The 23,247-nt window shown below is 42.7% G+C and carries 19 protein-coding genes and 1 pseudogene; 14 read left to right on the top strand and 6 right to left on the bottom strand.

Features of this window, described 5'->3' with window-relative positions; translation table 11 throughout:
* Positions 1-112: 112 nt before the first annotated feature.
* Positions 113-1,606 carry a B12-binding domain-containing radical SAM protein gene (locus tag DHBDCA_RS05340; protein WP_015043159.1) on the bottom strand — a complete coding sequence of 498 codons (1,494 nt, stop codon included), beginning with the start codon at positions 1,604-1,606 and terminating at the stop codon, positions 113-115.
* 271 nt (positions 1,607-1,877) lie between these two features.
* On the opposite strand from DHBDCA_RS05340, the gene DHBDCA_RS05335 reads away from it, so the two are divergent.
* From DHBDCA_RS05335 to hgcB, 3 genes and pseudogenes are all read left to right on the top strand, one after another.
* Positions 1,878-3,215, top strand: a complete 1,338-nt coding sequence (locus DHBDCA_RS05335) for a hemolysin family protein (protein WP_015043158.1) — start codon at positions 1,878-1,880, stop codon at positions 3,213-3,215.
* 492 nt (positions 3,216-3,707) lie between these two features.
* Positions 3,708-4,748: pseudogene (gene hgcA / locus DHBDCA_RS05330) on the top strand (mercury methylation corrinoid protein HgcA); the annotation flags it as partial.
* A gap of 13 nt (positions 4,749-4,761) precedes the next feature.
* Entirely contained in the window at positions 4,762-5,061 is a 300-nt protein-coding gene (gene hgcB / locus DHBDCA_RS05325) for a mercury methylation ferredoxin HgcB (RefSeq protein WP_015043156.1), read from the top strand.
* A 14-nt stretch (positions 5,062-5,075) separates the two neighbouring features.
* On the opposite strand, the gene DHBDCA_RS05320 is transcribed toward hgcB, so the two are convergent.
* Both DHBDCA_RS05320 and DHBDCA_RS05315 read right to left on the bottom strand, forming a co-directional pair.
* A complete protein-coding gene (locus tag DHBDCA_RS05320; RefSeq protein WP_015043155.1) occupies positions 5,076-6,674 on the bottom strand; it encodes an ABC1 kinase family protein in 1,599 nt (532 codons plus the stop codon).
* Entirely contained in the window at positions 6,661-6,960 is a 300-nt protein-coding gene (locus DHBDCA_RS05315; RefSeq protein WP_015043154.1) for a phasin family protein, read from the bottom strand. The genes DHBDCA_RS05320 and DHBDCA_RS05315 overlap by 14 nt, the downstream gene beginning before the upstream one ends.
* A 214-nt stretch (positions 6,961-7,174) precedes the next feature.
* On the opposite strand from DHBDCA_RS05315, the gene DHBDCA_RS05310 reads away from it, so the two are divergent.
* Positions 7,175-8,020, top strand: coding sequence for a Gmad2 immunoglobulin-like domain-containing protein (locus DHBDCA_RS05310; protein ID WP_015043153.1), 846 nt, complete (start codon positions 7,175-7,177; stop codon positions 8,018-8,020).
* A gap of 76 nt (positions 8,021-8,096) precedes the next feature.
* Here DHBDCA_RS05310 and DHBDCA_RS05305 read toward each other — a convergent pair whose 3' ends face one another.
* From DHBDCA_RS05305 to DHBDCA_RS05295, 3 genes are all read right to left on the bottom strand, one after another.
* Entirely contained in the window at positions 8,097-9,209 is a 1,113-nt protein-coding gene (locus tag DHBDCA_RS05305; RefSeq protein ID WP_015043152.1) for a heparan-alpha-glucosaminide N-acetyltransferase domain-containing protein, read from the bottom strand.
* A gap of 79 nt (positions 9,210-9,288) precedes the next feature.
* Positions 9,289-10,197: a PIG-L deacetylase family protein gene (locus DHBDCA_RS05300; protein ID WP_242824973.1), complete on the bottom strand. Its 909-nt coding sequence runs from the start codon at positions 10,195-10,197 to the stop codon at positions 9,289-9,291.
* Positions 10,198-10,297: 100 nt separating this feature from the next.
* Positions 10,298-11,722: an HD-GYP domain-containing protein gene (locus tag DHBDCA_RS05295; RefSeq protein ID WP_015043150.1), complete on the bottom strand. Its 1,425-nt coding sequence runs from the start codon at positions 11,720-11,722 to the stop codon at positions 10,298-10,300.
* Between the two features lie 222 nt (positions 11,723-11,944).
* Here DHBDCA_RS05295 and DHBDCA_RS05290 point away from each other — a divergent pair, with 222 nt between their 5' ends.
* The 10 genes from DHBDCA_RS05290 (at position 11,945) to DHBDCA_RS05245 (ending at position 23,160) form a co-directional block, all read left to right on the top strand.
* Complete coding sequence (locus tag DHBDCA_RS05290) at positions 11,945-12,859, top strand: peroxiredoxin (RefSeq protein ID WP_015043149.1); 915 nt, start codon at positions 11,945-11,947, stop codon at positions 12,857-12,859.
* Between the two features lie 168 nt (positions 12,860-13,027).
* The gene (locus DHBDCA_RS05285) at positions 13,028-13,999 is read left to right on the top strand and encodes a diguanylate cyclase (protein ID WP_015043148.1); all 972 of its coding nucleotides are present in this window, start codon (positions 13,028-13,030) and stop codon (positions 13,997-13,999) included.
* Positions 14,000-14,192: 193 nt separating this feature from the next.
* Positions 14,193-15,611 (top strand): phosphomannomutase/phosphoglucomutase, encoded by a 1,419-nt coding sequence (locus DHBDCA_RS05280; RefSeq protein ID WP_015043147.1) that lies wholly within the window; start codon positions 14,193-14,195, stop codon positions 15,609-15,611.
* A gap of 130 nt (positions 15,612-15,741) precedes the next feature.
* Positions 15,742-16,734 (top strand): UDP-glucose 4-epimerase GalE, encoded by a 993-nt coding sequence (gene galE / locus DHBDCA_RS05275; protein WP_041226411.1) that lies wholly within the window; start codon positions 15,742-15,744, stop codon positions 16,732-16,734.
* A 95-nt stretch (positions 16,735-16,829) separates the two neighbouring features.
* Positions 16,830-17,498 carry a sugar transferase gene (locus DHBDCA_RS05270; RefSeq protein ID WP_015043145.1) on the top strand — a complete coding sequence of 223 codons (669 nt, stop codon included), beginning with the start codon at positions 16,830-16,832 and terminating at the stop codon, positions 17,496-17,498.
* Positions 17,499-17,533: 35 nt separating this feature from the next.
* Positions 17,534-18,475 carry an LCP family protein gene (locus DHBDCA_RS05265; RefSeq protein WP_015043144.1) on the top strand — a complete coding sequence of 314 codons (942 nt, stop codon included), beginning with the start codon at positions 17,534-17,536 and terminating at the stop codon, positions 18,473-18,475.
* Between the two features lie 356 nt (positions 18,476-18,831).
* A complete protein-coding gene (locus tag DHBDCA_RS05260; RefSeq protein ID WP_144020269.1) occupies positions 18,832-19,683 on the top strand; it encodes an ATP-grasp domain-containing protein in 852 nt (283 codons plus the stop codon).
* Between the two features lie 74 nt (positions 19,684-19,757).
* The gene (locus tag DHBDCA_RS05255; RefSeq protein WP_015043142.1) at positions 19,758-20,459 is read left to right on the top strand and encodes a WbqC family protein; all 702 of its coding nucleotides are present in this window, start codon (positions 19,758-19,760) and stop codon (positions 20,457-20,459) included.
* 42 nt (positions 20,460-20,501) lie between these two features.
* A complete protein-coding gene (locus DHBDCA_RS05250) occupies positions 20,502-21,743 on the top strand; it encodes an ATP-grasp domain-containing protein (protein WP_015043141.1) in 1,242 nt (413 codons plus the stop codon).
* 55 nt (positions 21,744-21,798) lie between these two features.
* Positions 21,799-23,160 carry a sugar phosphate nucleotidyltransferase gene (locus DHBDCA_RS05245; protein ID WP_015043140.1) on the top strand — a complete coding sequence of 454 codons (1,362 nt, stop codon included), beginning with the start codon at positions 21,799-21,801 and terminating at the stop codon, positions 23,158-23,160.
* The last annotated feature ends 87 nt before the right edge of the window (positions 23,161-23,247 follow it).

The raw sequence follows: 23,247 nt of genomic DNA, 5'->3' as shown, positions 1-23,247 counted from the left end.
ACTTTACGCTGCCAAAACAGCAGGGAAGAACAGGGTCATCTCAGGCAGCCGTTTCGGCGTTGATCTTTTCCATAAAGAAGCTTAAAGATCGAAATCCTCCACCCAAGCAGAATTATTTTAATATTTCCTCAGTCCGGCGGAATACTTTTCGGAAATGAAAACCGTATATGGACAGGGTTACTGCCAGCGGAAATACATTACGGCGTTTCCGCAGAGACCAAATGATCAGTTTCCAGTAGTAGCGTCTTTCCTGGCCGATAATTCCCAAACGGAATACCGATCTGATAAACGCGAGCACCTGACAACGGTCGATCCGCTGAGCCGTAAATCCAGCAGGTTCGTACTGCTCTAAGAATGTCAGGACCCGCTCATAATATTTTCTTGGCGAGTAGATCGTATCGACAATTCTTTGATAGCCTTTGATCAACAGGGGGCTTTCCATTTTGGGTATGAAGTTCATCGAAAAGTCGGTGTTGTCGCCGCTGATGCTTTTTAACAGTCGGCCTTCCGCTGCCAGACGCTGATATAGTTTAGTTCCTTTCGGCGCATTCAGCAGCCCGACCATCGCGGTAACGATCCCGCTTTCCTGAATAAAGGTTACCAGTTTGTCAAAAATAGAGGCATTGTCGTTGTCGAACCCGACAATAAAGCCGCCCTGAACCTGAAGGCCAAATTTCTGAATTTTTTTGATACACGCAATTAGATTGCGGTTTTTATTCTGAATTTTATTGCACTCAATCAGGCTGTCTTCATCCATGGTTTCAATTCCGATAAATACAGTCATAAACCCCGCCTTGACCATCAGATTCATAAGGCTGTCATCGTCAGCCAGATTGATTGAGGCCTCTGTGATAAACGTAAACGGATAGTTTCTTTGTTTCATCCAGCTGATCAACGCAGGCAGGATATCATCCTTTAATTTCTTTTTGTTGCCGATAAAATTATCATCAACCAGGAAGATGCCTCCGCGCCATCCGGCCCGATAAAGGGAATCCAATTCTGACAGGAGCTGCGGAGAGGTCTTGGTACGGGGCTCGTGACCGTATAAAGATGTAATGTTGCAGAAATCGCAATGGAATGGGCATCCACGTGAATATTGAATATTCATTGTTGCGTAGTGTTTCATATCGATAAGGTCCCACAAAGGCACAGGGGTATTTCTGATATCCGCCCATTCTTCCGTTGTGTAAATGTGCGCTGCCGATCCGTTCTCAAGGTCACGCACAAAGGCAGGTACAGTGTTCTCCCCTTCATTCAGGACGAGATAATCTACATCATCATACGCCTCAGGTTCGGAAGTAAAGAGGGGACCGCCTGCAGTCGTTTTGACTCCGAGGGCATGACAGCGGTTAATAACTTCCCTGACAGATTCTTTCTGGACGACCATCGCGCTGATCCAGACATAATCGGCCCATAAAATATCCCGATCCTTGAGTTTCGTTACATTCATATCCACAAGACGCTTATCATAATGCTCCGGCAGCATAGCAGCTACGGAAAGTAACCCCAGGGGCGGAGATCCAGCTTTCTTGGATATGAACTTTAACGCGTACTGGAAACTCCAATAGGTCAGCGGTATTTGCGGGTAAACAAGTAAAATTTTCATAGATTTGCCCTTCCTGTTCTATTGACTGGCACAGCCACTTCTAGCATATCCATTTTTTACTTGCTCAATTCGTTTCTGGTTTATTCGCTGATTTTCTGCAGAACAACACAGGACATTGCAATTTATCATCGGGTAAATTAAAATAGATGTAGAATCAAGAAAGGGAGAGAGTAAGATATGGAGGAAAATGCCGGCGATATACGAAGTAGTATTATTTCAAATGACTTATTAATAAGATTTGGTAAAAGGCTTTGACAATCCTGTATAAGGAATGATTCTGCCTTTTTATTATTATCAGGAGGAACAATCATTGATTACCGGGATTTTGTTTTTAGTCGTGCTGATTGCGCTCAATGCCTTTTTCGCTGCCTCGGAGATTGCTTTGATCTCCCTGAATGACAATAAAATCAGAATGATGGCTGAAGATGGCGACAAGAAGGCCAAAATTTTAACCAATTTGCTCGGTGAGCCGAGCAAATTTCTTGCGACGATCCAGATTGGGATAACGTTGGCAGGCTTTCTGGCCAGTGCGTTTGCTTCAGAAAATTTCTCCGATCCGCTGGTTTCACTGCTGATTAAGCTTGGGGCCCCCGTTTCAGCATCCTTGCTGAAGACTATAGCCGTTATTCTAATTACCATCATTTTATCTTACTTCACGCTGGTGCTCGGAGAGCTCGTGCCGAAAAGAATTGCGATGAATAAAGCTGAAAAGATTGCCTGGTTTGCCGCAAACCCGCTGTATATCCTGTCTAAAATTGCCTCACCGTTCGTTAAAATGCTTACGGCATCAATGAACGTGTTTGTAAGGCTTTTCGGGGTAGATCCGAATGCGGAGAACGAGCAGGTCACGGAAGAAGAAATCCGCATGATGGTTGATGTCGGTGAGGAAAAAGGCGCCATCCATGAAACAGAAAAACTGATGATTAACAATATTTTTGAATTTAACAATAAAACGGTTTCCGAAGTCATGACACATCGCACGGATATTGCGGCGCTGCCGATTGAAGCAAGCTTAAGTGAAGTCATTGCCTTTATCAATCATGAGAAGTATTCCAGGATACCCGTCTATGAGGAGAATATCGACAATATTGTCGGGGTGCTGCAATCCAAATACCTTTTCCAGTATTTAACGAACAACAGCAATTCGGAGACATTTCATCTGCGGGACGTTGTCCGGGAACCCTATTATGTACCGGATTCGAAACGCACCGATGAATTATTTAAAGAACTTCAGCTGAACAAAACACATCTGGCCGTGATCATTGATGAATACGGCGGGACGGCCGGTATTGTAACACTGGAGGATCTTATTGAAGAAATTGTCGGCAACATTTTTGACGAGGATGATGAAGTCGAACTGGAATTTGAAAAGATCGATGAAAATACCTATATGATCAACGGGGCGACGAGCCTCGATGCGGTCCAAGATTATCTCGGCGTAGAGCTGCCGATTGAAGAATATGAGACCCTAAGCGGTTTTCTGGTTGGACAGCTCGGAAGGATTCCCGGAAAAGATGATAAGCCTTCCTTAGAATTCAACAGTTTGATGTTTAAGGTTGAGGAAGTCGATGAAAAAAGGATTGCCAAAGTGAAGGTGTGCAGGCTATAAAACTTAGGTTTCTAGTCCGTGGCCGTCAAAAGACCGCGCTTCGCCATCCAGGCTTCGCTTGTCGTGGAACTGTGACCCGCAGACGAATAAAACATTCTTGAAATAAATACCCAAATATATGCGTGCCTTAGACTCCCTGGTTGGTCTGTGTGCCACAATTCCGCTTTCGGCTGTTGCGCCATCCGTGGTGCAAACAGCCGCGCTCCGCCTCCATGCTTCGCTTAACGCTGGAATTGTGACCCCCAGACCTAATTTGGGGTAATCAACCTTGCATGAATTATTTGAGCAGAGAATTTGAGAACGCTATTATACGAATCATATGCTTGTTAGGAATTGGCTTCTTTTATCCTGCCAAACCTTTTGGAGGTGTTATATTTGGGAGAAATAAGTTTTGATCCGAATCAGAATAATCGAAATGCTAATAACAAGGCAGAGCTTAAGATATTTGACCCGCAGCCATGCTGCTGCGGGGATGACAGTTTGGCAGGGTCTGTAACCATTTATGACACGGAATGCGGCTGGATTACAGGTGAATTGAAAACACCAGTAGGGCTTGTGCCTCAGATTTCAACGAACTTAACGACTCAGGATATCCTGGGGGGATGGAAAGCCCGCTGGGGTATCGGCCGGATGAATTATAAAATCAATCCCGGCCTTTACGCTGTCGGCAATCCGGATGAACATTCCGAGGTTCTCGTAACGGCCAATTACAAAATGACCTTCGATGCCCTTCGCAAGGAGCTGGCCGGACTTCAGGCCTGGATCCTGGTGCTTGATACCAAAGGTATTAATGTCTGGTGCGCAGCAGGCAAGGGGACATTTGGCACGGCGGAGCTCAGCAGTCGGATCGGGAAGACCAGGCTTGCCCAGATTGTGTCACACAGGACATTGCTTCTGCCACAGCTCGGCGCTCCCGGGGTAAGTGCGCATCAAGTCCACAAACAAACCGGTTTCAACGTCGTGTATGGTCCGGTTAGAGCTTGGGATATCCGTGAATTTGTCGCTTCCGGAAGGAAAGCGACAGCCGAAATGCGGACCGTGAAGTTTACGGCATGTGACCGTTTGGTGCTTACTCCGATGGAACTTACCGGTACATTTAAGATGAGCCTGATGATTTTAGGCATTTTATTTATCTTGAATCTGATCCGTCCAGGAGCTTTTGGGATTACCGACTTTTATGCCTATACCGGGGCGCTGATTGTGGGCTGTATTCTGACCCCGGTTTTGTTGCCGTGGATCCCTGGAAAAGCATTTGCCTGGAAGGGATGGCTTCTGGGTTTACTTTGGGCAGCAGCAGTGAATGTGCTGAACGGCTGGCCGGGAGAGCTTTCCTACAGCTGGTTCAGGGCTCTGGGGTATTTGCTGGTTCTGCCATCGATTTCTGCGTTTTATGCGATGAACTTCACCGGATCTTCAACATATACTTCGTTTTCCGGCGTTATGAAGGAGATGAAAACCGCTGTTCCGGTCATCGCGGTTACGATATGTATCGGTTGTATTCTCATTTTGTTGAGCAGTTTATTTGGGTTGTAAGGGGGAAACTGGTGTGAAGCACCGCTATTTGAAAAATGTTTCGACGCTTACGCTTAAATACGAGAAATGTACCGGCTGCGGAAGATGTCTCGAGGTCTGTCCGCATCAGGTCCTGGGTTTAAAATGCAAAAAAGCAGAGATACTGGATATAGATCTCTGCATGGAATGTGGCGCCTGTGCCCGCAATTGTCCGTTTAATGCGATCGATGTCAAGTCCGGCGTGGGCTGCGCTTCAGCCGTTATCACGGGGTGGCTTACAGGGACAGAACCAAGCTGTGACTGCTCGGGAGGCAACAGCGGGGGATGCTGCTGACCATGGATGAACAATTATTTTTTCTTCAGTCTTTTGGAAAAAATTTTCGCCATTAGCCATCCTGCCATCAGAAGTGCGATCAGATAGCCGATCAGGCTAATGACCGGAATCCCGAACAGCCGGGGCGTGATGCTCGTCATACAGACCAGACTGGCCCCGATCAGAAAGGCCGCACTGAGAATGCTCAAGACGAGCTTGTCCATGATCATGTCGGCCTGACGCACGGGTTCATCGGCGCTGGACAGATCAATATTGATCTTGGCCTGTCCTCTCATCGCCATTTTGAGGATGTTGGCGAGCTGAGCCGGCAAGTCCAGACTGTTTTTGGTAAAACCGTACAGAGAAAGCCCCGCAGAAACCAATTCCTGTCTTGCATCCAACTCACTTAGGAATTTTCCCGAAATGTGATTGGCCATGATTTGAATGAAATTGACTTTCGGACAACATACGGCGAGTACTCCCTCGATCGTAATGACCCCGCGCCCCAGTATCGTGAAGCCTGTCGGCAGGGATATCTGATGGAAATTAAGAACTTCCTTGACTTCTTCCATGATCTGGCCAAAATGCAGCTCAGCCAAATCCAAATCACCATAGCGTGCCAGCAGGCTTTCAATGTCTTCATAGAGCCTGGTGTGGTTTACCCTGCCTTTGATCGTATTGAGTAATAGAAATACTTCTTTTAATCCTTCAATATCATGCTGGACGATCGCCAGGATGATTTTTTTCAACATCAGCCGATCACGGTTATTGATTTTTCCAACCATCCCTAAATCGAGCCAGACAATTTTTCCGTCTTGGATAAAGATATTTCCCGGATGCGGATCCGCATGAAATAAGCCGTCATCGACAATTTGTTTGACATAGTTTTCGGCGAGTTTTATCCCAATCTCATTTAGATCGTAGCCAAGTGCATGAAGTTTATCAAGATCATCGATTTGAACACCGTCGATGTATTCCATAACAAGTACTTTCGGGGTGCACAGCTGACGTTCGATCAGCGGAAAGGCAATATACTTTAAACCTGCATTCAGGTCGGTAAATTCTTTGATATAGTTTGCTTCGGCAATAAAGTTCATTTCCTGCTGGGCAGTCGCCCACATTTCATCGATAAACATTCTAAAGTCGATATCTCCGACATTGATGTTTAAGACTTTGATCAAGGAGATTGCTTTTTTCAGCAGTTGGATATCCCGTTCCATCGTTTGATAAATTCCGGGGCGTTGTACCTTCAACACGACGATTTTGCCGTCTTTCAGCACGGCTTTATGCACCTGCGCTATCGATGCCGAGCCGATGCACACAGCGTCAATTTCCTGAAAAGCTTCCTCTGCGGAGAAACCGTATTCCGAGGCGATGACCTGAAGCACTTCTTCATAAATCATCGGTTTCACATCGGTTCGCAGCTCGGCCAGTTCATCGCAGTAACTCTTCGGGAGCATATCTGTGCGCATAGACATAATCTGACCGAGCTTGACATACGTCGGGCCAAGGTCTTCCAGGATGAATTTTAGCTTGGTCGGAGAAACGCCGTGGATGATTCCATGGCGTTTCAGCGCAGTGACCATTTCCTTTAAGCGGGCTGCGGATGATAGCTTGACCTCAGTTTGGGTCATTCTTTTTCTCCATCTCTGCGAGCTTTTGTTTGAGCACAGAGAGCTCTTCTTCATTCAGCGTGTTAACCTTTTGCAGAAGATCCTCCATGTGACGGGCGGAAGAATGATGATGCAGATTTTCAGAAAGGTTGCGTTTTAATTCCTCATTGATGACTTTGCCTTGTTCGACGGTAAGCTCACCTTTTTCAATTAACGAGTCAATGACTTCCTTAGCTTTTTCGGCCGTTGTCGCTATCGCTCCAATTCCCGCCAGAAAGACTTTTTTCATTTCATCACTTGCATTCAACTTTAACAACCCCCTTTATGCTTTTAGTATATCTAAAAATAGGTCTAAAATATATAGAAAATGTAAAATGTTTACTTATGCCTCATCTTTGGATTGATTGATTTTTCAGATATTCATTGCTCTGGGATTTTGTGTTAAGATATGACTAAAGCTATATTTTAACCCTCAGTAACCGCAAGCTACTCGAGAATAACGACAAGGAGGAAAATACGCGATGAAAATGATCAGGAATCTTTTCGTTTCATTCATGTTTTTGGCTTTAGTGAGCCTGTCAGGGTGTCAGTCCCAGACAGAACCAACTCCGGAGCCTTCGCCTGAGCCTGAGCCCCCTGCTGTTGAAACCATGAAAGTAGCGGTCTATTATCTGAAGGATAGTAATAATGAAATGTACCTGGTCAGAGAGGTGCATGAGATCCCCAAAAGTACAGGTGTTGCCCGGGCAGCTCTCGAGGAGCTAGTTAACGGTACCCCTGCAACGACAGGCGCATTTAAGGTACTTCCCGCCAACACGAAAATTTTGGAAGTTAATATCGAGAACGGTTTGGCAACCATTGATTTTTCCGAAGAGGTGCTGCATGCGAACGTTGGTGCCAGCGGCGAAACACTTGGAATTGCCAGCATTGTCAATACACTGACGGAGTTCCCGACTATTAAAAAAGTTCAGTTCACCGTAAACGGCAAGGCTGAAAATGGCATGGACTGGTGGGGCCACGTCGGTCTTTATGAGCAACCCTTTGCCAGGAATCTCAGCTCGGTTTATGAACCGGCGATCTGGGTTACCACTCCCGTAGACGGCCAAACCATAGCGAGCCCGTTAAAGATCACCGGCAATGCCCGGGTCTTCGAAGCTGTCGTAAGCTACCGCTTAAGGGATGCACAAGGTAATATTCTGGCAGAAGGCAACACAATGGCTGCAGCAGGGGCGCCGGGCCGAGGCAATTTCGAAGCCTCGCTGACATTTAAGCCATTGGCAGCAGGAAGCGGCCAGCTCGAAGTATTCGAGTCCAGCATGCAGGACGGAAGCGATCTGAATAAGGTCATTATTCCTGTTAAATGGTGATCTGATTAAGTTTTCTTAAGAGTCGGTAGGGAGTAAATAGAACATTAAAATACAAAACCGGTTAAGCAGAGATTAGTCACACCGTAAGATATAGCTTACGCCAGTGCAGCAAGACAGCTAGCAGGACCCAGAGCCCGGTATAAATCGCAATAAAGCTAAGCTGAGGGTTGCTACTCCAGGATTTCACCCAGTTATAAGACAATTCAAAAACCGAGAGGGTATTCCCATTCCCATTCATCTTCAGGATCATATGATGCATAACCGAAAACACCATCGAAGAACCAAAATACAGCAGGATCGCATTGCGACCGATCGCCTCAAACAGCCAGTAGACAGGTGCCAAGAGCTTTCTGATAACTGGGATCTGCGGGTCCCAGATCAAGTGGGCAAAGGCCAAGACAAGAATGGTGGCACCGGATGACAGCGTTACAAAGGACGGCGTCCAGAGTCGTTTGCCTATTGGGATAAAGTTGGACAGCAGCGGGGTAAGTAGCAGAAGAACAGCAGCCAGAGCCAGGATTTTCAAGAAATTTCGGCCAATGTTTTTATTGTTCAAAAACAAACCTGCCGTATAACCGAAAAGCGTGCTGGCAATTGCGGAAAAAAGTGTACATATTCCTTCCGGATCATATCCGGCATCGCCGTGAACATAAAGATGGCTCTTTGTGAAAATAAACGGATCAATCATTCCGGATAAATTATGGTCCGGTGAGGGCAAACTGCCCGGAAAAGACTGGCTTGTATATAAGAGAATGCCGAGATAGGCAGCCAGAATAAGTAGTCCGGCAGTGAACGGCCAGAACCATTTCCCGGATACTCTGGTTATCAGGGTTGTCATAATTCCGGTAAAAGCAAGAACCTGAAGCACTCCGGTAAAGCGAAGCTGGGAAAGATGAAATTCCCAGGATACCAGGGAATTAAAAATCAGGCCAATGATAATCAGCACAAAAAACCTTCTGATTAATCGTACCCAGGGCACATGCTTGCGGTAGGCAATCGCCATGCTGGTTCCGGAAAGTGTCACAAAGGCTGGAAAAGCAAAGTCGATGGCGGTATAACCAAACCACGGAGCATGGGTAATATAGGCCCCGTAGAGAGGCCCTTCCGGAACAAAGGTCAGGAACAAAAGCAGTACGGACAGAGCCCGCGCAAAATCAAGGGCTTTGATCCGGTTCGTTATTCTTTTCATAGCATTATCCTTTAATTGAAGTCTGTAATAATTTTCAATACATTTCTATTATATATTTACATGTCAATGATATTACTGGCTACCAAGTCCAGTGGGCTTCTAAAATTTTTTGGGCTAGGCCGAAATTGTAGCTCGTTGATAGGATACCGGTACTGTAGCGTCCAGCATCCGGGTTCCAGACGTAATAAGCATTCAGGGCGTTCTGATATTGGATCATGTTTTCCTGGGAGACGGATCTCGTTATATTTGCCGCCGGATAGAGATCCCAGAGCGGCCGGGAAATAATATAGCGGCACGAGGATATGAGGTTTTCATTCTGAAGCTCATGAAGTGCGGTACCTCCAGCTGCATGATCCGGGTGGGTATCGCCGGGGGACATCGCTTGATGAAGCGCTTGTGGATACTTAGCCTCAAAAGTCAGGATAATTTCGCGGACCGAGGCTGGAGTCACCTGACCGTCTGGAAGGTCATAAACATAAATATTATCCGTCTGGATGCCGAGGTATCTGGCTGATTCATAGAAATCCCGCACGCGCGCTTCTGTGAATTCAGCAAGTGTGATAGGTGGAAGGGCATATGCCGCGAGCCGGTTGTTAACTTCTTTAAATGCGCCGCTTGCTGCACCTTTAGTCAAAAGTACCAGGACGACAGGCTGATAGTGGTTTTGCGCTTCCAGAACAGCAGCTCCCATGTTTAGAACCTCATCATCCGGATGCGGGACATAAAAGATAGCCGCCTGATCAGAAAATGACGAATCTGTTAAAGGCTCGGACGTGGTCGATGGATTGTCGGAAGGAGAACCTGATGAGCTAGATTGACCAGCTGTATCAGTGGCATCTCTGTCGGTATTGTCAGTCGTGTCTGAAATATCAGAGGGGGTATCGGAAGAATTGTCCGCTGAATTATCAGAAGAAACATCAGAATAATCCGTTGCCGAAGGCACCGGATTATTCTGGCTAGCTACACTGTTTATCAGGGTCCACTTCACCCCGGCAAGAGTGATAAATACAAAGATGATCAATAACGGTATCCAATGTTTTTTTTCATCGATCCCAAACCCATCCTGTATCAGATAGATATTCAGATACCTATTTTATATGTTCTTTCCCAAGCACCTTCTCGACAAATACTTTGGCCAGATGAGGATCAAACTGGGTTCCAGCATTTTTTAGGATTTCTTCAGCAGCGGTTTCCTCGTCTAAGGCTTTTCGGTATGGACGGCTGCTGGTCATCGCATTGTAAGCATCAGCAATCGCAACAATCCGGGCTTCCAATGGGATTTCCTCACCTTTCAGTCCCTTGGGATATCCCTTCCCGTCCCATCGTTCATGATGGGCCAGGACGTAATCCGAGAGATGCGCATACTCATTCATTGTGCTGAGGATTTCATGGCCGAGCTCCGGATGACGCTTAATTTCCGCCATCTCGGAATCAGTCAGCTTGTCCGGTTTGTGAAGAATCCTGCTGTCAAGGCTGACCTTGCCAATGTTTCTGATGAGTCCGAACATCTCAAGATTTTCAATGTTTTTCTCGCTCAATTCCAGGGTTTGACCGATTTCGGCACAAAACTCACTTACTTGGGCGGATTCTTTTTCTTCCATATCGTTCTTATGGTACAGAGTTTCCATGATAATTTCGATCAAAACATTGGTCGGTCGGTTTTTGGCTGTGCTCTTAAGCGGAGGAGTTTTTTCTGCAGCTTCTTTATAGATGAGGGCAATTTCATTTTCTTTCTTCTTTGTTGATTCACAGCCAAAAGATAAAGGAAGGTTCAGGGCGCCTAATTTTTCCTTATCAACCAAGTCATTGATCCGGTTCACAAGAATATCGGCCTGTTTGGAGTTAGTCTTTGGCAGCAAAATCATAAATTCATTTTCACTGACTCTGGCAACGATATCGTCAACACGGCATTCCTGTTTAATTATTTCAGCGACTCTTTTGATTAGGTTATCTCCTTCGGCATTGCCGAAGGATTTCTTTACCTCGTCCAGGTAATCAATGTCAATGATGGCCAGAGAGATCGGCAAATTTCTTTCCGTATTCAGTCTTTTGAATTCTTCCTCAAAAAACTTACGGTTGTATAAGCCCGTAAGCGGATCGTGAAAGCTTAAGAATTCAGCTTTGGCAAGTTTTTTGTTTTTCCTGGCCAGTTCTTTAAATACAAGTACGATACCCTGGATATGGTTGTCTTTGTCCTTCACCGGTTTGGACTTACTCTTGACCGGACGTTTTTCACCCGTTTTAGAGAGCAAGACAGCATTTTTGGCAAATACAATATTTTTGCCTGTTTTAAGCACACTCAGCATGCTGCCGCCAAGCACTTCATAGGTATCTGCGTTCAAAAGCTGAAATACCTCAGTCAGCGGTTTGTGAAGTGCTTCTTCACTCGTCCAGCCGGTAAGCAATTCGGCCTTCTGACTTAATAATTGTATATTGCCTTGTATATCCGTCAAGATAACAGCGTCACTGATCGATTCGAAAGTCGTTTCTAACCATCCCTGGTCTTGTTTCATATCCCTATTCTCCTTATATAAAACAAACTACAAGATGCAATAATCAAACGGGTAATTAATATATCGTCATATTTTTTTAAATATTTAGGAAAATTTTTGAAGATCATAGAGGAAGTAGCATTTTAGTGCTGAATATACTTTAAGGAAAATAATTCAATATTCTAAGCAACGGATGATTCGGCGTATTCTTGGATTAAAAACGACGTTAAGGAGGTTTTTTCTATGGATGGGATCAAGGACAAAATCGGCAAGCTGATCGATGAAGTCAAGGAGAAAACCACGGATTTTAAGGACAAGGCAGAAGATACCTTCGAAGAAGTAAAGGGGAAAGCGGAAGCCCTCAAAGACAAGGCCGGTGAAGCCTATAAAGAAGTCAAAGAGAGGGCTGAGGTCCTGAAGACGAAGGAGGGTTTGGACATGGATGCCGAACAAGCTTACAGAATGCCTTTAATTGGTGACAAGGCGCCGTCTTTTAAGGCAGTGACAACACAGGGCAATATCAATTTTCCTGAGGACTATTACAGCAAGTGGGTGATTCTTTTCTCCCATCCGGCAGATTTTACCCCGGTCTGTACAACAGAATTTATGACCTTTGCCACGATGGAAGAAGAATTCAAAGCGTTAAACACTTCGCTCGTCGGTTTGTCGGTCGACTCCTTGTATGCGCATATTGCCTGGCTCAGAAAAATCCAGGAACTTGAATGGAACGGGATGAAAAATGTTGAAGTGAAGTTTCCGTTGATTGAGGACATCAAGATGGAAGTGGCCAAGAAATACGGGATGATCCAGCCCGGCCAGTCCACGACTCAGGCGGTAAGAGCTGTCTTTGTGATTGATCCGAAGGGAACGATAAGGACAATTCTGTATTATCCGCTTTCCACGGGAAGAAACTTTGATGAAATAAAACGAATCATTATCGCGCTGCAAAAGGCAGATGCGGATCAGGTTGCGACGCCTGCGAACTGGCGGCCCGGACAGGACGTCATCGTGCCTACGGCCGGATCTTGCGGTGCCGCCAAAGAGAGAATGGAGAATCAGACGGAAGACCAATATTGTCTGGATTGGTTTCTTTGTTTCAGACGCGAAAAAAGTAAATTGTTAAGGCTTTGCAGCCACCGGAAAAGACGGGAGACATGATTCTTGACCGGTGGTTTTCAATATCATCAATCAGCAGAATGACATATTACAGATCCCGGTTTGGTGAATAGATTGATATTTTTTCAAATCTAAAATCATTGATATTACAGACCGGAAGCATCGAGAAGACGAGATAGCCTTTATCCATGTACATGATGCTTTAGCGGTTTGTATAACCGGGTATTTTTTGAAAAAGAGCTGAAGAGGCTGAATCGAAAGAGCAATTTGCCTTTGTCGATTATCATCGGAGATATTAACGGTGTAAAATTAATTAACGATGCCTATGGAAACAAAGTCGGAGACAGGATAATCGTAGATACCGCTCAGATACTGAAACATTGCTGCCGGCCGAAAGATATCATCGCCAGAATCGGGGGGGATGAATTCGGCATTATCCTGCCGAAAACGGATAATCAGACAGCGGAGGCCATTCTTGAATGTATACAGACAGCCTGTCTACAGAAAAAGGAGTCTACTGTTGATCATACCTTCATCAACATCACCCTGGGGTATTGCACCAAGGAAAATCTAAACGAGGACATTAATGAGGTGCTCAAAACGGCCGAAGACAGTGTGCTCAGACGTAAGCTTCTGGAGCAGAGAAGCTCGCACAGCACGATACTTACATCGGTCAAGGCCACAATGTTTGAAAGAAGCCAGGAAACAGAGGAACATGCAGAAAGGCTTGGTGTTTTCTCCAGAATGATCGGTGAAGCCCTGAACCTTCCTCAGACCAGGCTGGACGAGCTGGAACTGCTGGCCAATCTTCATGATATCGGCAAAGTCGGTGTTAATGACAAGATCCTGAAAAAACCCGGAAAACTGACGAACAGAGAATGGGAAGAAATGAAGAAGCACTCGGAAATCGGCTACCAGATTGCCATGTCATCTCCAAGCCTCGTAACCATCGCCGAATATATTCTTTGCCATCATGAACGCTGGGACGGCAAAGGCTATCCGCAGGGGCTTGCAGGGGAAGAAATACCGCTGCTTTCGAGGATTTTGGCCGTAGTCGACACCTTTGACGCCATGACCCAGGACCGGGTATACCGCAAGGCGTTCCCTGTCCGGGATGCGCTGCAGGAGCTGGAGAGAAACGCTGCAGCCAGTTTGATCCTGATATTGTCAAATTGTTTGTAGAGAGGATGGGATTAGCAGAATAATATTTTAGAATATACTTGTTATCAATGTCATAATATGTGGTAATAAGTTAAACTTTTTACTGAAATAAGTTAACATCTTTTTTACAGAATATATTGTGATTAGGTGATAAATAAGGTAAAATGAAGAAATAACATTTCCAGAATATTGAATATTTATCATTGGAGAAAAAATGTTTAAAGAAAATTTTAAGAATATGTTCCGCGAATATGATATCAGGGGAAGAGTGAATAGTGAAGAATTAAATAAAGAGAATGTCGCATTGATCACTAGGGCATTTAGTACTTTTTTATTGCGGCGAAACATTAATCGGGTTGTCGTAGGCTATGATAACCGTAGTTATTCCAAAGAATTTGCAGAGGCAGCTATTCAACAGTTTGTTGCAGACGGTTTTGAGGTATTTGACATAGGCCTGACATTAAGCCCGGTTGCCTACTTTGCTCAGTATTACTTACAGAGTCTTGGCGTTATGATGATCACAGCCAGTCATAATCCGAATGGGTGGTCAGGGTTCAAGCTTGGGGATGGATATTCAAAAACAATTGGCCCCGAGGAGATCAAAGAGATTTTTAACATTCTTCAGACTCAGGACTTCAGCACGTTACCTCAGTCAGGGGTCCGTATCATTGTGGAGATTCGGAAAGCCTATATTGATGCAGTCGTAAGCCGTATTCATATGTCCGATTATAAGCCAAAAGTTGTTCTGGATGCCGGAAATGGCGGGGCTGGTTTATTTGCGTATGAAATTTTTCAGAGGCTTGGTTGTCTTACTTTCCAACTAAATTGTGATCCCGATACTGCGTATCCCCATTATTTCCCAAATCCATCTGACCTCAAGGCAAGAGAACGTTTAGCACAAATGGTTGCCCACTCTCATATTCAGGCGGATCTTGGGCTAGCTTTTGATGGTGACGGGGACAGACTGGGGGTTATTGATCAGTATGGAAATAATATTTGGAGCGACAGAATCTTAATCATTTTGGCAAGACAGCTTTTAGAAAAGAAAAGAGGTGCCAAAATTGTTTTTGATGTAAAGTGCACACAGGGGCTAACAGATGATATTCTGGCTCACGGTGGTATTCCGATTATGTGGAAGACCGGACATTCCCATATAAAATCAAAAATGCAAAGCGAAAAGGCTGACCTTGCGGGTGAACGAAGCGGTCATATTTTTATTGCAGATAATTATTTTGGCTTTGATGACGCCATATTTGCCGGCGCTAAGCTTATCGAATATTTGTCCCATGTCAATAAGTCACTGACTGAAGTCCTGGAGGATGTTCCTTCTTATATCACTTCTCCTGAAATTAAAGCACATTGTAAGGACTCGGAAAAATATCTTGTTGTAGATCGGCTTGTCGAGAGCTTTAAGCAGGAATACGGGGATAAGGTTATTGATATCAATGGGGCGCGAGTGGTATTTAACTCAGGCTGGGGATTAGTCAGGGCATCTTCAAATTTACCCGAACTTGTACTGATTTTTGAAGCGGATACTCAAGAAAAACTATTGGAAATTCGCAGTATCTTCAAAGAAAAAATAACAGCTTTTAAAGAAGTTGCTCCTAATTGGGAAAATGATTTGATTATTTGATGATTTCTTACAGTAAACTTCAACTATTATGAAGGAAAAATTTTGGAATCGTCGAATAGTGAGGAATCAGTAATATTATTTAGTATTTATTACTAGATTTTTTTTGAATAACTGGAGTGTGAACTGATTGATAAAGAATGTGTTAGTGACTGGCGGTGCTGGCTATATCGGCAGCCATACAGTTAAGGTTTTACTGGAGAAAGGTTTTTCGGTCGTTGTCTTAGACAATCTATTAACTGGACATCTTAAAGCATTGGGTAAGGAAGTCAAATACTACCATGGGGATATCGCAGATAGGAGTCTAGTTTTAAATATTGTCAAGAACGAAAGCATTGAAGCGGTTATCCATTTTGCAGCCTGCAGCATCGTAAGCGATTCAATAAAAAGACCGGATTACTATTTTACAGAAAACGTAGCTAAAACAAATCGATTTGTTGCATCGTTGCTTATGGGTGGTGTTGATAAGGTTGTTTTTTCTTCGACTGCAGCAATCTATGGCGTACCGCATAGTGTTCCTATCCCGGAGGATGCGGTAACACAGCCGGTTAATCCCTATGGAGTTTCAAAATTGATGATTGAACAAATGTTTTATTGGATGGAATTGTCTTATGGTCTTAAATGGGTAGCCTTGAGATATTTCAATGCAGCTGGGGCAATGCTGGATGGCTCAATTGGCGAAGACCACGAGCAGGAGACGCATCTGATTCCCCTTGTCTTAAAGACAGCACTTGGACAACAGAAAAGTATCAATGTTTTTGGAGACGATTATCAAACGCCGGATGGTACGTGTATCCGTGATTATATTCACGTTCTGGATCTTGCTGAAGCGCATATCGCGGCTTTATATACGCTGGAGAAGGCCAATAAAGGAGTAGTCTATAATGTCGGTACAGGGTCGGGTTATTCAGTCAAAGAAGTGATCGATATCGCAAAAAGAATAACTGGTAAAAATATTCACGTTCAATTGGCCGCACGCCGACAGGGAGATCCGGACATGTTAATTGCCAAGGTTGACAAAATTAAAAATGAATTGGCGTGGCTTCCACATTATAGCGGAATGGATACAATTATTGGCAGTGCCTGGGAATGGCTTAGCAAAAATCCAAAAGGCTATCGGAGCTAAGATAGCTTAAAGCCTTTATTTCTGACTCTTTTGTTACGATAATAATTATAGAAGTGAGTGTAAATTCTTTTTGAATTGTTTCTGGAGGGATAAAAATGGAGAGCAAAGCCGCAGCAGTCATTACAACTTTAAATGATAGTATTATATTAGAAAAATCGTATCCTTTCTGGAAAAGAACCTTTGATGTCTTGTTTTCAATATTTGCGTTGTTGATTACATCGCCATTTACAATAATAATCAGTCTGCAAATTCTGCTTATTTATGGACGACCTGTAACATTTAAGCAGCAAAGAATCGGATATAACGGGAAGCCTTTTAAAATTATTAAATTCCGTTCGATGTGTAAAAATGCTGAGGACGTTTTAAGAAGAAACCCTGAAATATATCAATATTATTTGGAGAATGATTATAAGCTTCCGGACGGTGAAGATCCAAGAGTTACAAAATTTGGACGATTTTTGCGGAAGACCAGCCTGGATGAATTGCTTCAGTTCTGGAATGTTTTAAAAGGTGATATGTCGGTAGTTGGCCCCCGCCCCATCGTGCTAGCCGAACTTGAAGAATATGGTGATAAAAAAAGTTTATTCCTGTCAATGAAACCTGGGGTCACCGGCGTATGGCAAGTCTCGGGAAGAAGCAACATTGGATACCCTGAACGCGTAGATGTGGAATTAAGTTATCTCAATAAACAGAGCCTGACATTTGATATTTTGGTGATTTTTAAAACAATTTTTAAGGTGATAAAAAGATCTGGTGCTTATTAGGAAGATAGCTACAAATATTCATTTGGGAGAAGTGAATGAATAAAAAAATTAAGAAATACATCCTTGTTGGTATAGGTTCGCTTTTGATCATACTTGCAGCAATGATTGCTTATTACATTATGAGTTCTTTAAACTATAAAGAGAGCCTGGTAAAGCATACAAAGCAGTGGAAGGAAGTAAAAGATCCTGTAATGCAGGAAGGGAATGTTACAGATATTGGATCAGAGAATACGATTTATATGCTGTTTCTTGGTATTGACAAAACCGAAGAGAGAGAGAGCTGGCTTGGGGTTTATCGAACCGATACCATTATTCTTGGAAAAATCGATATTAATACCAAGAATATTAATCTTTTAAGCATTCCCCGAGATACGTATACATATGTTCCTGTTGAAAACAAGTTCGATAAAATTAATCATGCCTATGCCTATGGAAGTGTCAAAGGAGACGGTGTACAGGCAAGTATTGAAGCAGTGAACAGTTTCATGGGAAAAGAAGTCGTTGATTATTATTTCTTAATGAATATGGAGCCTATTCCCAGTATTGTCGATGAAATCGGGGGCGTTAAAATCGACGTTGAAATCGATATGAAAGATCATGGAGCGAATCTATCGAAAGGACTTCAAGTTTTAAACGGGCAGCAGGCTTTTGACTATATTCATTGGCGGTATTCTGCAGGCGGGGATATCGATCGACTGAAAAGGCAACAGAAGTTTTTAAACGCCTTGTATAATCAACAGCGTGAATCAGGGAAAATCCTTGAAACCTTGAATATTGTCCTTAAACATAAGGAAGACCTTCAGACGAATTTTACAATGAAACAAATGATCGGGCTTACGAAATTTGTCACGGAAGTTCCAGCCGAGAATGTTACGTATTCTTATATTCCCGGCCGGGGGCAGACGATGGATGGGATCTCTTATTATATGCCTTATGAGGATTGGACAGAGGAATTATTGGCTGAGTATTTAAAATAAGCTAAAGTGGCTGCATATTAGTGGATATAATGTGAAGCAGTATCTAATATGATCCAATAATTACGGAACAGAGGAGTGTTTGGATGAATAAAGTTAGGATTCTTATTACAAGTGTTGGCAGTCTTGTCGGGCAGAACATTCTTGATGCTTTAGAATATTATGCTTTTCTTAGACGTGATAAAGTTACCGTGATTGGGACAAATAGTCTTTACGAAAACGCTAATAATTTTCGATGTGACGTCTGTTATCTTGTGCCGAATACAAGCAGTGATAGTTTTAGCTCAATCATGACAGAAATCATAAAAAAAGAAGAGCCGGATTTAATTTTAAGCGGGAGAGATGAGGATACCGAGGCCATGTGGACACTGATGGAGGCCAGACCGGACCTCAAGGGGAAACTTCCATACGGGAATCTGAATACAATACTCTATGCCCTGGATAAATGGCAGACTTGGAAATTTACCAAAAAACATAAATTGCCTTTTGCCGAGACGATTAGGGCTGATCAAGCAAATAACCCGGGAAAAATGAAAGATTTTGTAAAAAATGTCAAATTCCCTTTAATTGCAAAGCCAGTCCGGGGATTTGCCTCAAAAGGAGTTTTTTACATTCGAAGCTGGAAAGATGTTGAGACCGCCGCTGATTTTGATAATTATATTTTTCAGGAATATTTAGGAGATCCTGCTAATCTGAAAAATTATTTTAACAAAATGGACAGTCTCACACCACTATTTGCTCATACCCCTAATATTTCCCATTTCTCTTGTCATACAATTATAAGTCCGACTGGTGAAATTTCTCCGGTATTTATTTCTAAAAATGAACATGATTCGGGAGTGACGACAGGGTTTAGAAAAATTCAGAACAGTGAATTGGAAAACCTTACACTCAACTATGCGAGAGCAATCTTTGCCGAGGGAGGGGCCGGCCCATTAACTGTACAGTTTAGGCAAAACCGGGAAGGCCTGTGGAAAGCACAGGAAATCAATTTGCGAACAAATGGTAATACCTTCCCACGCTTAATGTTTGGACAAGATGATCTAGGTTTGATTATGAAGTACTTTCTACCAGAGTATGATTTTCCGGTTTATTCTCCCAAGGAGGATATGACGGACGATTTGGTCTGCAAAACGCTGTTTTGTAATCGTATAGATATAGATTCTATAATTGGATTAAAAGAAAACCAAAAATGGCAACAAAACAAATAATAGAAGGAGGGAGAAAATCCACCATATAGATTTAGTTCGATGATCAGAAAACTGCAAAATGGAGAAATGAAATAATGAAGATAGGAATTATGCAGCCCTACTTCTTTCCATATCTGGGGTATTGGCAATTGATTAATGCGGTGGACAAGTTTGTTATTTATGATAATGTCCAATTTACTAAAAAAAGCTGGATTCGTAGGAACCGAATTTTGATGAATCAACAAGATCTGCTCTTTACACTCCCGCTAATAAAAGATTCCGATTTCCTAGACATTAGAAAAAGATATTTATCAGATACATACTCTTCAGAAAAGGAAAGACTGCTGACACTGATTAAATATGCCTATAAAAATGCACCAAGATTTCAAAATGTTATGCCAGTTATAGAAAAATGTATAAATTTTGCTAACAATAATTTGTTTGAATATACTTATTATTCAATAGTCCAAATATTAGAGATATTGGATATAAAGACAGAGATCATCACTTCCTCAAATATTGATATCGATCACAGCCTGAGAAATAAATATCGGGTGATAGAAATATGCAAGGCTCTGGGAGGAGATATTTATATTAATTCTTTCGGGGGGATGGAACTGTATGATAAAGAAGAGTTTCAGCAGCATCAGCTTGACTTAAAGTTTATCAAAATGAGCGAGATACAGTATAAACAGTTCAATCATCCATTTGTTAAAGATTTATCAATTATCGATGTCTTAATGTTCAATGAACCGGGGGAAATTCAACAATTATTAAACGAATATGAGCTGTTGTGACCATATGGTAACTTAAGAATCAAAATGAACGGGGGCTTTCTATTGAAAGACAAAGTTTTTATCCTTGGAGCAGGAAGGGGACAGCTTAATCTTATTGAAATATGTAAAAGAAAAAAATTTGAAACCATTGTGATTAGTTCAGACGGAGATTTCCCAGGATTTGATGTAGCAGATCGCTATTATAAGATAGACATTACAGATAAAAATAAGGTGCTGGAAGCCGCAAAGAAAGAAAAAATTTCAGCCATAATAACCGACCAGATCGATGTCGGTGTTCAAACTGCAGCCTTTATAGCAGAAAAGCTGGGCATCCCTGGTATCGGTTATGGGTGTTCCCTGAAATTTACGAATAAATATATCATGAAACAAGAAGCACGGAGGCTTGGAATCAATGTAGCTGAATTTATATCAGCTAATGACGTTCAGGATGCCTACCAAAAAGCGGAGAAAATAGGCTTCCCGGTAGTTATGAAGCCTGTAGACCATGACGGGAGCCGGGGAGTCTTTAAGATTAATAACCGAACTGAACTGGAAATCAATTTTGCTACTAGTTTAGGTTACTCTATGACAGGTGAAGTAATCATTGAGCAATTTATATCGGGGGCCGAATATGAAACGCTCGGTTTTGTTCATAACTATCATTTTGATAATTTAATAATTGGACGAAGTTATGACTTTGATATTCCAAACTTATTTATCCCAAAAGAAAGAATTTATATTGATGTGAAGTCTGTAACCGGTGATGCTGAAAAAAAAATTCTGGATATAAATAAAAAGCTTGTCGAAGGATTCGGGCTTAAATTTGGAATTTCGCAGGCTGAATTTCTCTACGATAAGGAAAGGGATAAGGTTTATTTAGTTGAGATTGCGGCAAGGGGCGGTGGGATTTATATTTCTTCAGATCTTGTCCCGTTGACATGCGGAATTGATATCAATGAATTGCTTGTTGATTTTGCGACAAATCGGAGAAAGAACGTTGATTTATCACAGTTTCGCACCGGGGCGGCGGCTTATCTTTGCTTTACTCTCCCGGCAGGAAAAATTACGAAAATCGAAAATGCTGATAAATTGAAGGAAATTCCCGGCGTACACAAAGTGTTTTTGGATACGATTTATGTAGGGAAAACCGTAGAAAAAATACGGGATAAATCAATGAGGATAGGACCAATCCTCGTTCATGGAAAAAATGAAGATGAATGTATTCAAATTATAGAAAGAGTAAAAGAGACATTAAATGTATGGGTTCAGACTGAACATAACGGAATACAGGGAATACAATGGTAAGCTAATGCAGAAATAATTATAATATTAGGTAATTTCGTGGGAAAGAGGTCTTATTATGCGTCTCATTTTATTATCTGGAGGATCGGGGAAAAGACTGTGGCCGTTATCGAATGATGCACGGTCCAAACAATTTCTTAAAGTACTGAATAATGCTAATGGTGAACATGAATCAATGGTTCAGAGAGTCTGGAAGCAGCTTGAATCAGTTAATTTAGCTGATCGGGCAGTAATTGCTACTAGCAGTACACAGGTCGATATGATTCAAAATCAGCTGGGAAGTATAGTCAAAATTGTTGTAGAACCGGAGCGTAGAGATACTTTCCCAGCAATCGCTTTAGCTGCTGCTTATTTATATTCGATGGAAAACATGGAATTAGATGAAGTTGTTGCAGTTCTTCCGGTAGACTCTTTTGCTGAAAATGCATTTTTTCACCGGGTGAAAGAATTGGAAGGTGTCATAGAAACTAGTGGTGCAGATTTGGCTCTGCTTGGCGTCAAACCGACATATCCATCAGAAAAATACGGATATATCATGCCGAATTTAGCTCAGATTCAAGGGAATATTATGGCTGTTACGCGTTTCTGCGAAAAGCCTACAGAATCTAAGGCTGTGGAGCTCATTACTCAAGGAGGTTTATGGAATTGCGGTGTATTTGCATTTAAACTGGAATATATGATATCTCATTTACGATCCAATAGGATGCCAACAGACTATTCGGAATTAAAGGAAAGATATTCGGAACTTACAAAAATCAGTTTCGATTATGAAGTCGTGGAAAAAGCAAATAACATCGTAGCATTAAGTTACGAAGGGTCCTGGAAGGATTTGGGGACGTGGAATACCCTCACAGAAGAAATGCAGTCTCAGATTATTGGTAAGGGACTGTTAAGTGAAGATTCAATGAATACACATCTCATCAACGAATTGGAGATTCCGGTGATTGTTCTGGGAATTGCTGACGCGGTAATTGCAGCTAGTCCGGACGGTATATTACTTTCCGATAAAAATGCTAGTCCCCGTTTAAAGGATTTGGTCAAAGAGTTTACACAGCGGCCGATGTATGAGGAGCGTCGCTGGGGATGGTATCGGGTACTGGATCATATCAAATACGACGATGGAAAGGAAATTTTGACGAAAAGAATTGGTCTTGCGCGCGGGGAAAATTTGAGTTACCAAACCCACAAGTTACGGAGTGAAATATGGACAATTATTAAAGGCGAAGGTGAATTCGTACTTGATGACAAACTGAGAAAGATTAAAGCCGGAGATGTTTTAATTATTCCGATAGGAGCTAAGCACGGAATAAAGGCAACAACAGACCTGGAGTTTATTGAAGTGCAGATGGGGTGTGAACTGGTGGAAGAAGACATTGTTCGGATCTGTATGACATGGGAGGAAGTTGAGATTAGAATATGACAAAGCTGCTTTTCATCAGTACTGTTTATCCTTATCCAGAGGACAATGGGAAAAAAGTAGTCATTTCCGGGATACTCAATTTTTTCA

The organism is Dehalobacter sp. DCA, assembly GCF_000305775.1.
GTDB lineage: Bacteria > Bacillota > Desulfitobacteriia > Desulfitobacteriales > Syntrophobotulaceae > Dehalobacter > Dehalobacter alkaniphilus.
This window is presented reverse-complemented; position numbering and strand designations above follow the sequence as displayed.

Excerpts from the sequence above, each read along its gene's own strand:
- DHBDCA_RS05290 (WP_015043149.1), top strand. The coding sequence starts at position 11,945 with ATGGATGGGATCAAGGACAAAATCGGCAAGCTGATCGATGAAGTCAAG.
- DHBDCA_RS05265 (WP_015043144.1), top strand. The coding sequence starts at position 17,534 with ATGAATAAAAAAATTAAGAAATACATCCTTGTTGGTATAGGTTCGCTT.
- DHBDCA_RS05270 (WP_015043145.1), top strand. The coding sequence starts at position 16,830 with ATGGAGAGCAAAGCCGCAGCAGTCATTACAACTTTAAATGATAGTATT.
- DHBDCA_RS05305 (WP_015043152.1), bottom strand. The coding sequence starts at position 9,209 with ATGAAAAGAATAACGAACCGGATCAAAGCCCTTGATTTTGCGCGGGCT.
- DHBDCA_RS05340 (WP_015043159.1), bottom strand. The coding sequence starts at position 1,606 with ATGAAAATTTTACTTGTTTACCCGCAAATACCGCTGACCTATTGGAGT.
- DHBDCA_RS05255 (WP_015043142.1), top strand. The coding sequence starts at position 19,758 with ATGAAGATAGGAATTATGCAGCCCTACTTCTTTCCATATCTGGGGTAT.
- DHBDCA_RS05280 (WP_015043147.1), top strand. The coding sequence starts at position 14,193 with ATGTTTAAAGAAAATTTTAAGAATATGTTCCGCGAATATGATATCAGG.
- DHBDCA_RS05260 (WP_144020269.1), top strand. The coding sequence starts at position 18,832 with ATGTGGACACTGATGGAGGCCAGACCGGACCTCAAGGGGAAACTTCCA.
- DHBDCA_RS05320 (WP_015043155.1), bottom strand. The coding sequence starts at position 6,674 with ATGACCCAAACTGAGGTCAAGCTATCATCCGCAGCCCGCTTAAAGGAA.
- DHBDCA_RS05310 (WP_015043153.1), top strand. The coding sequence starts at position 7,175 with ATGAAAATGATCAGGAATCTTTTCGTTTCATTCATGTTTTTGGCTTTA.
- DHBDCA_RS05295 (WP_015043150.1), bottom strand. The coding sequence starts at position 11,722 with ATGAAACAAGACCAGGGATGGTTAGAAACGACTTTCGAATCGATCAGT.
- DHBDCA_RS05245 (WP_015043140.1), top strand. The coding sequence starts at position 21,799 with ATGCGTCTCATTTTATTATCTGGAGGATCGGGGAAAAGACTGTGGCCG.
- DHBDCA_RS05335 (WP_015043158.1), top strand. The coding sequence starts at position 1,878 with ATGATTCTGCCTTTTTATTATTATCAGGAGGAACAATCATTGATTACC.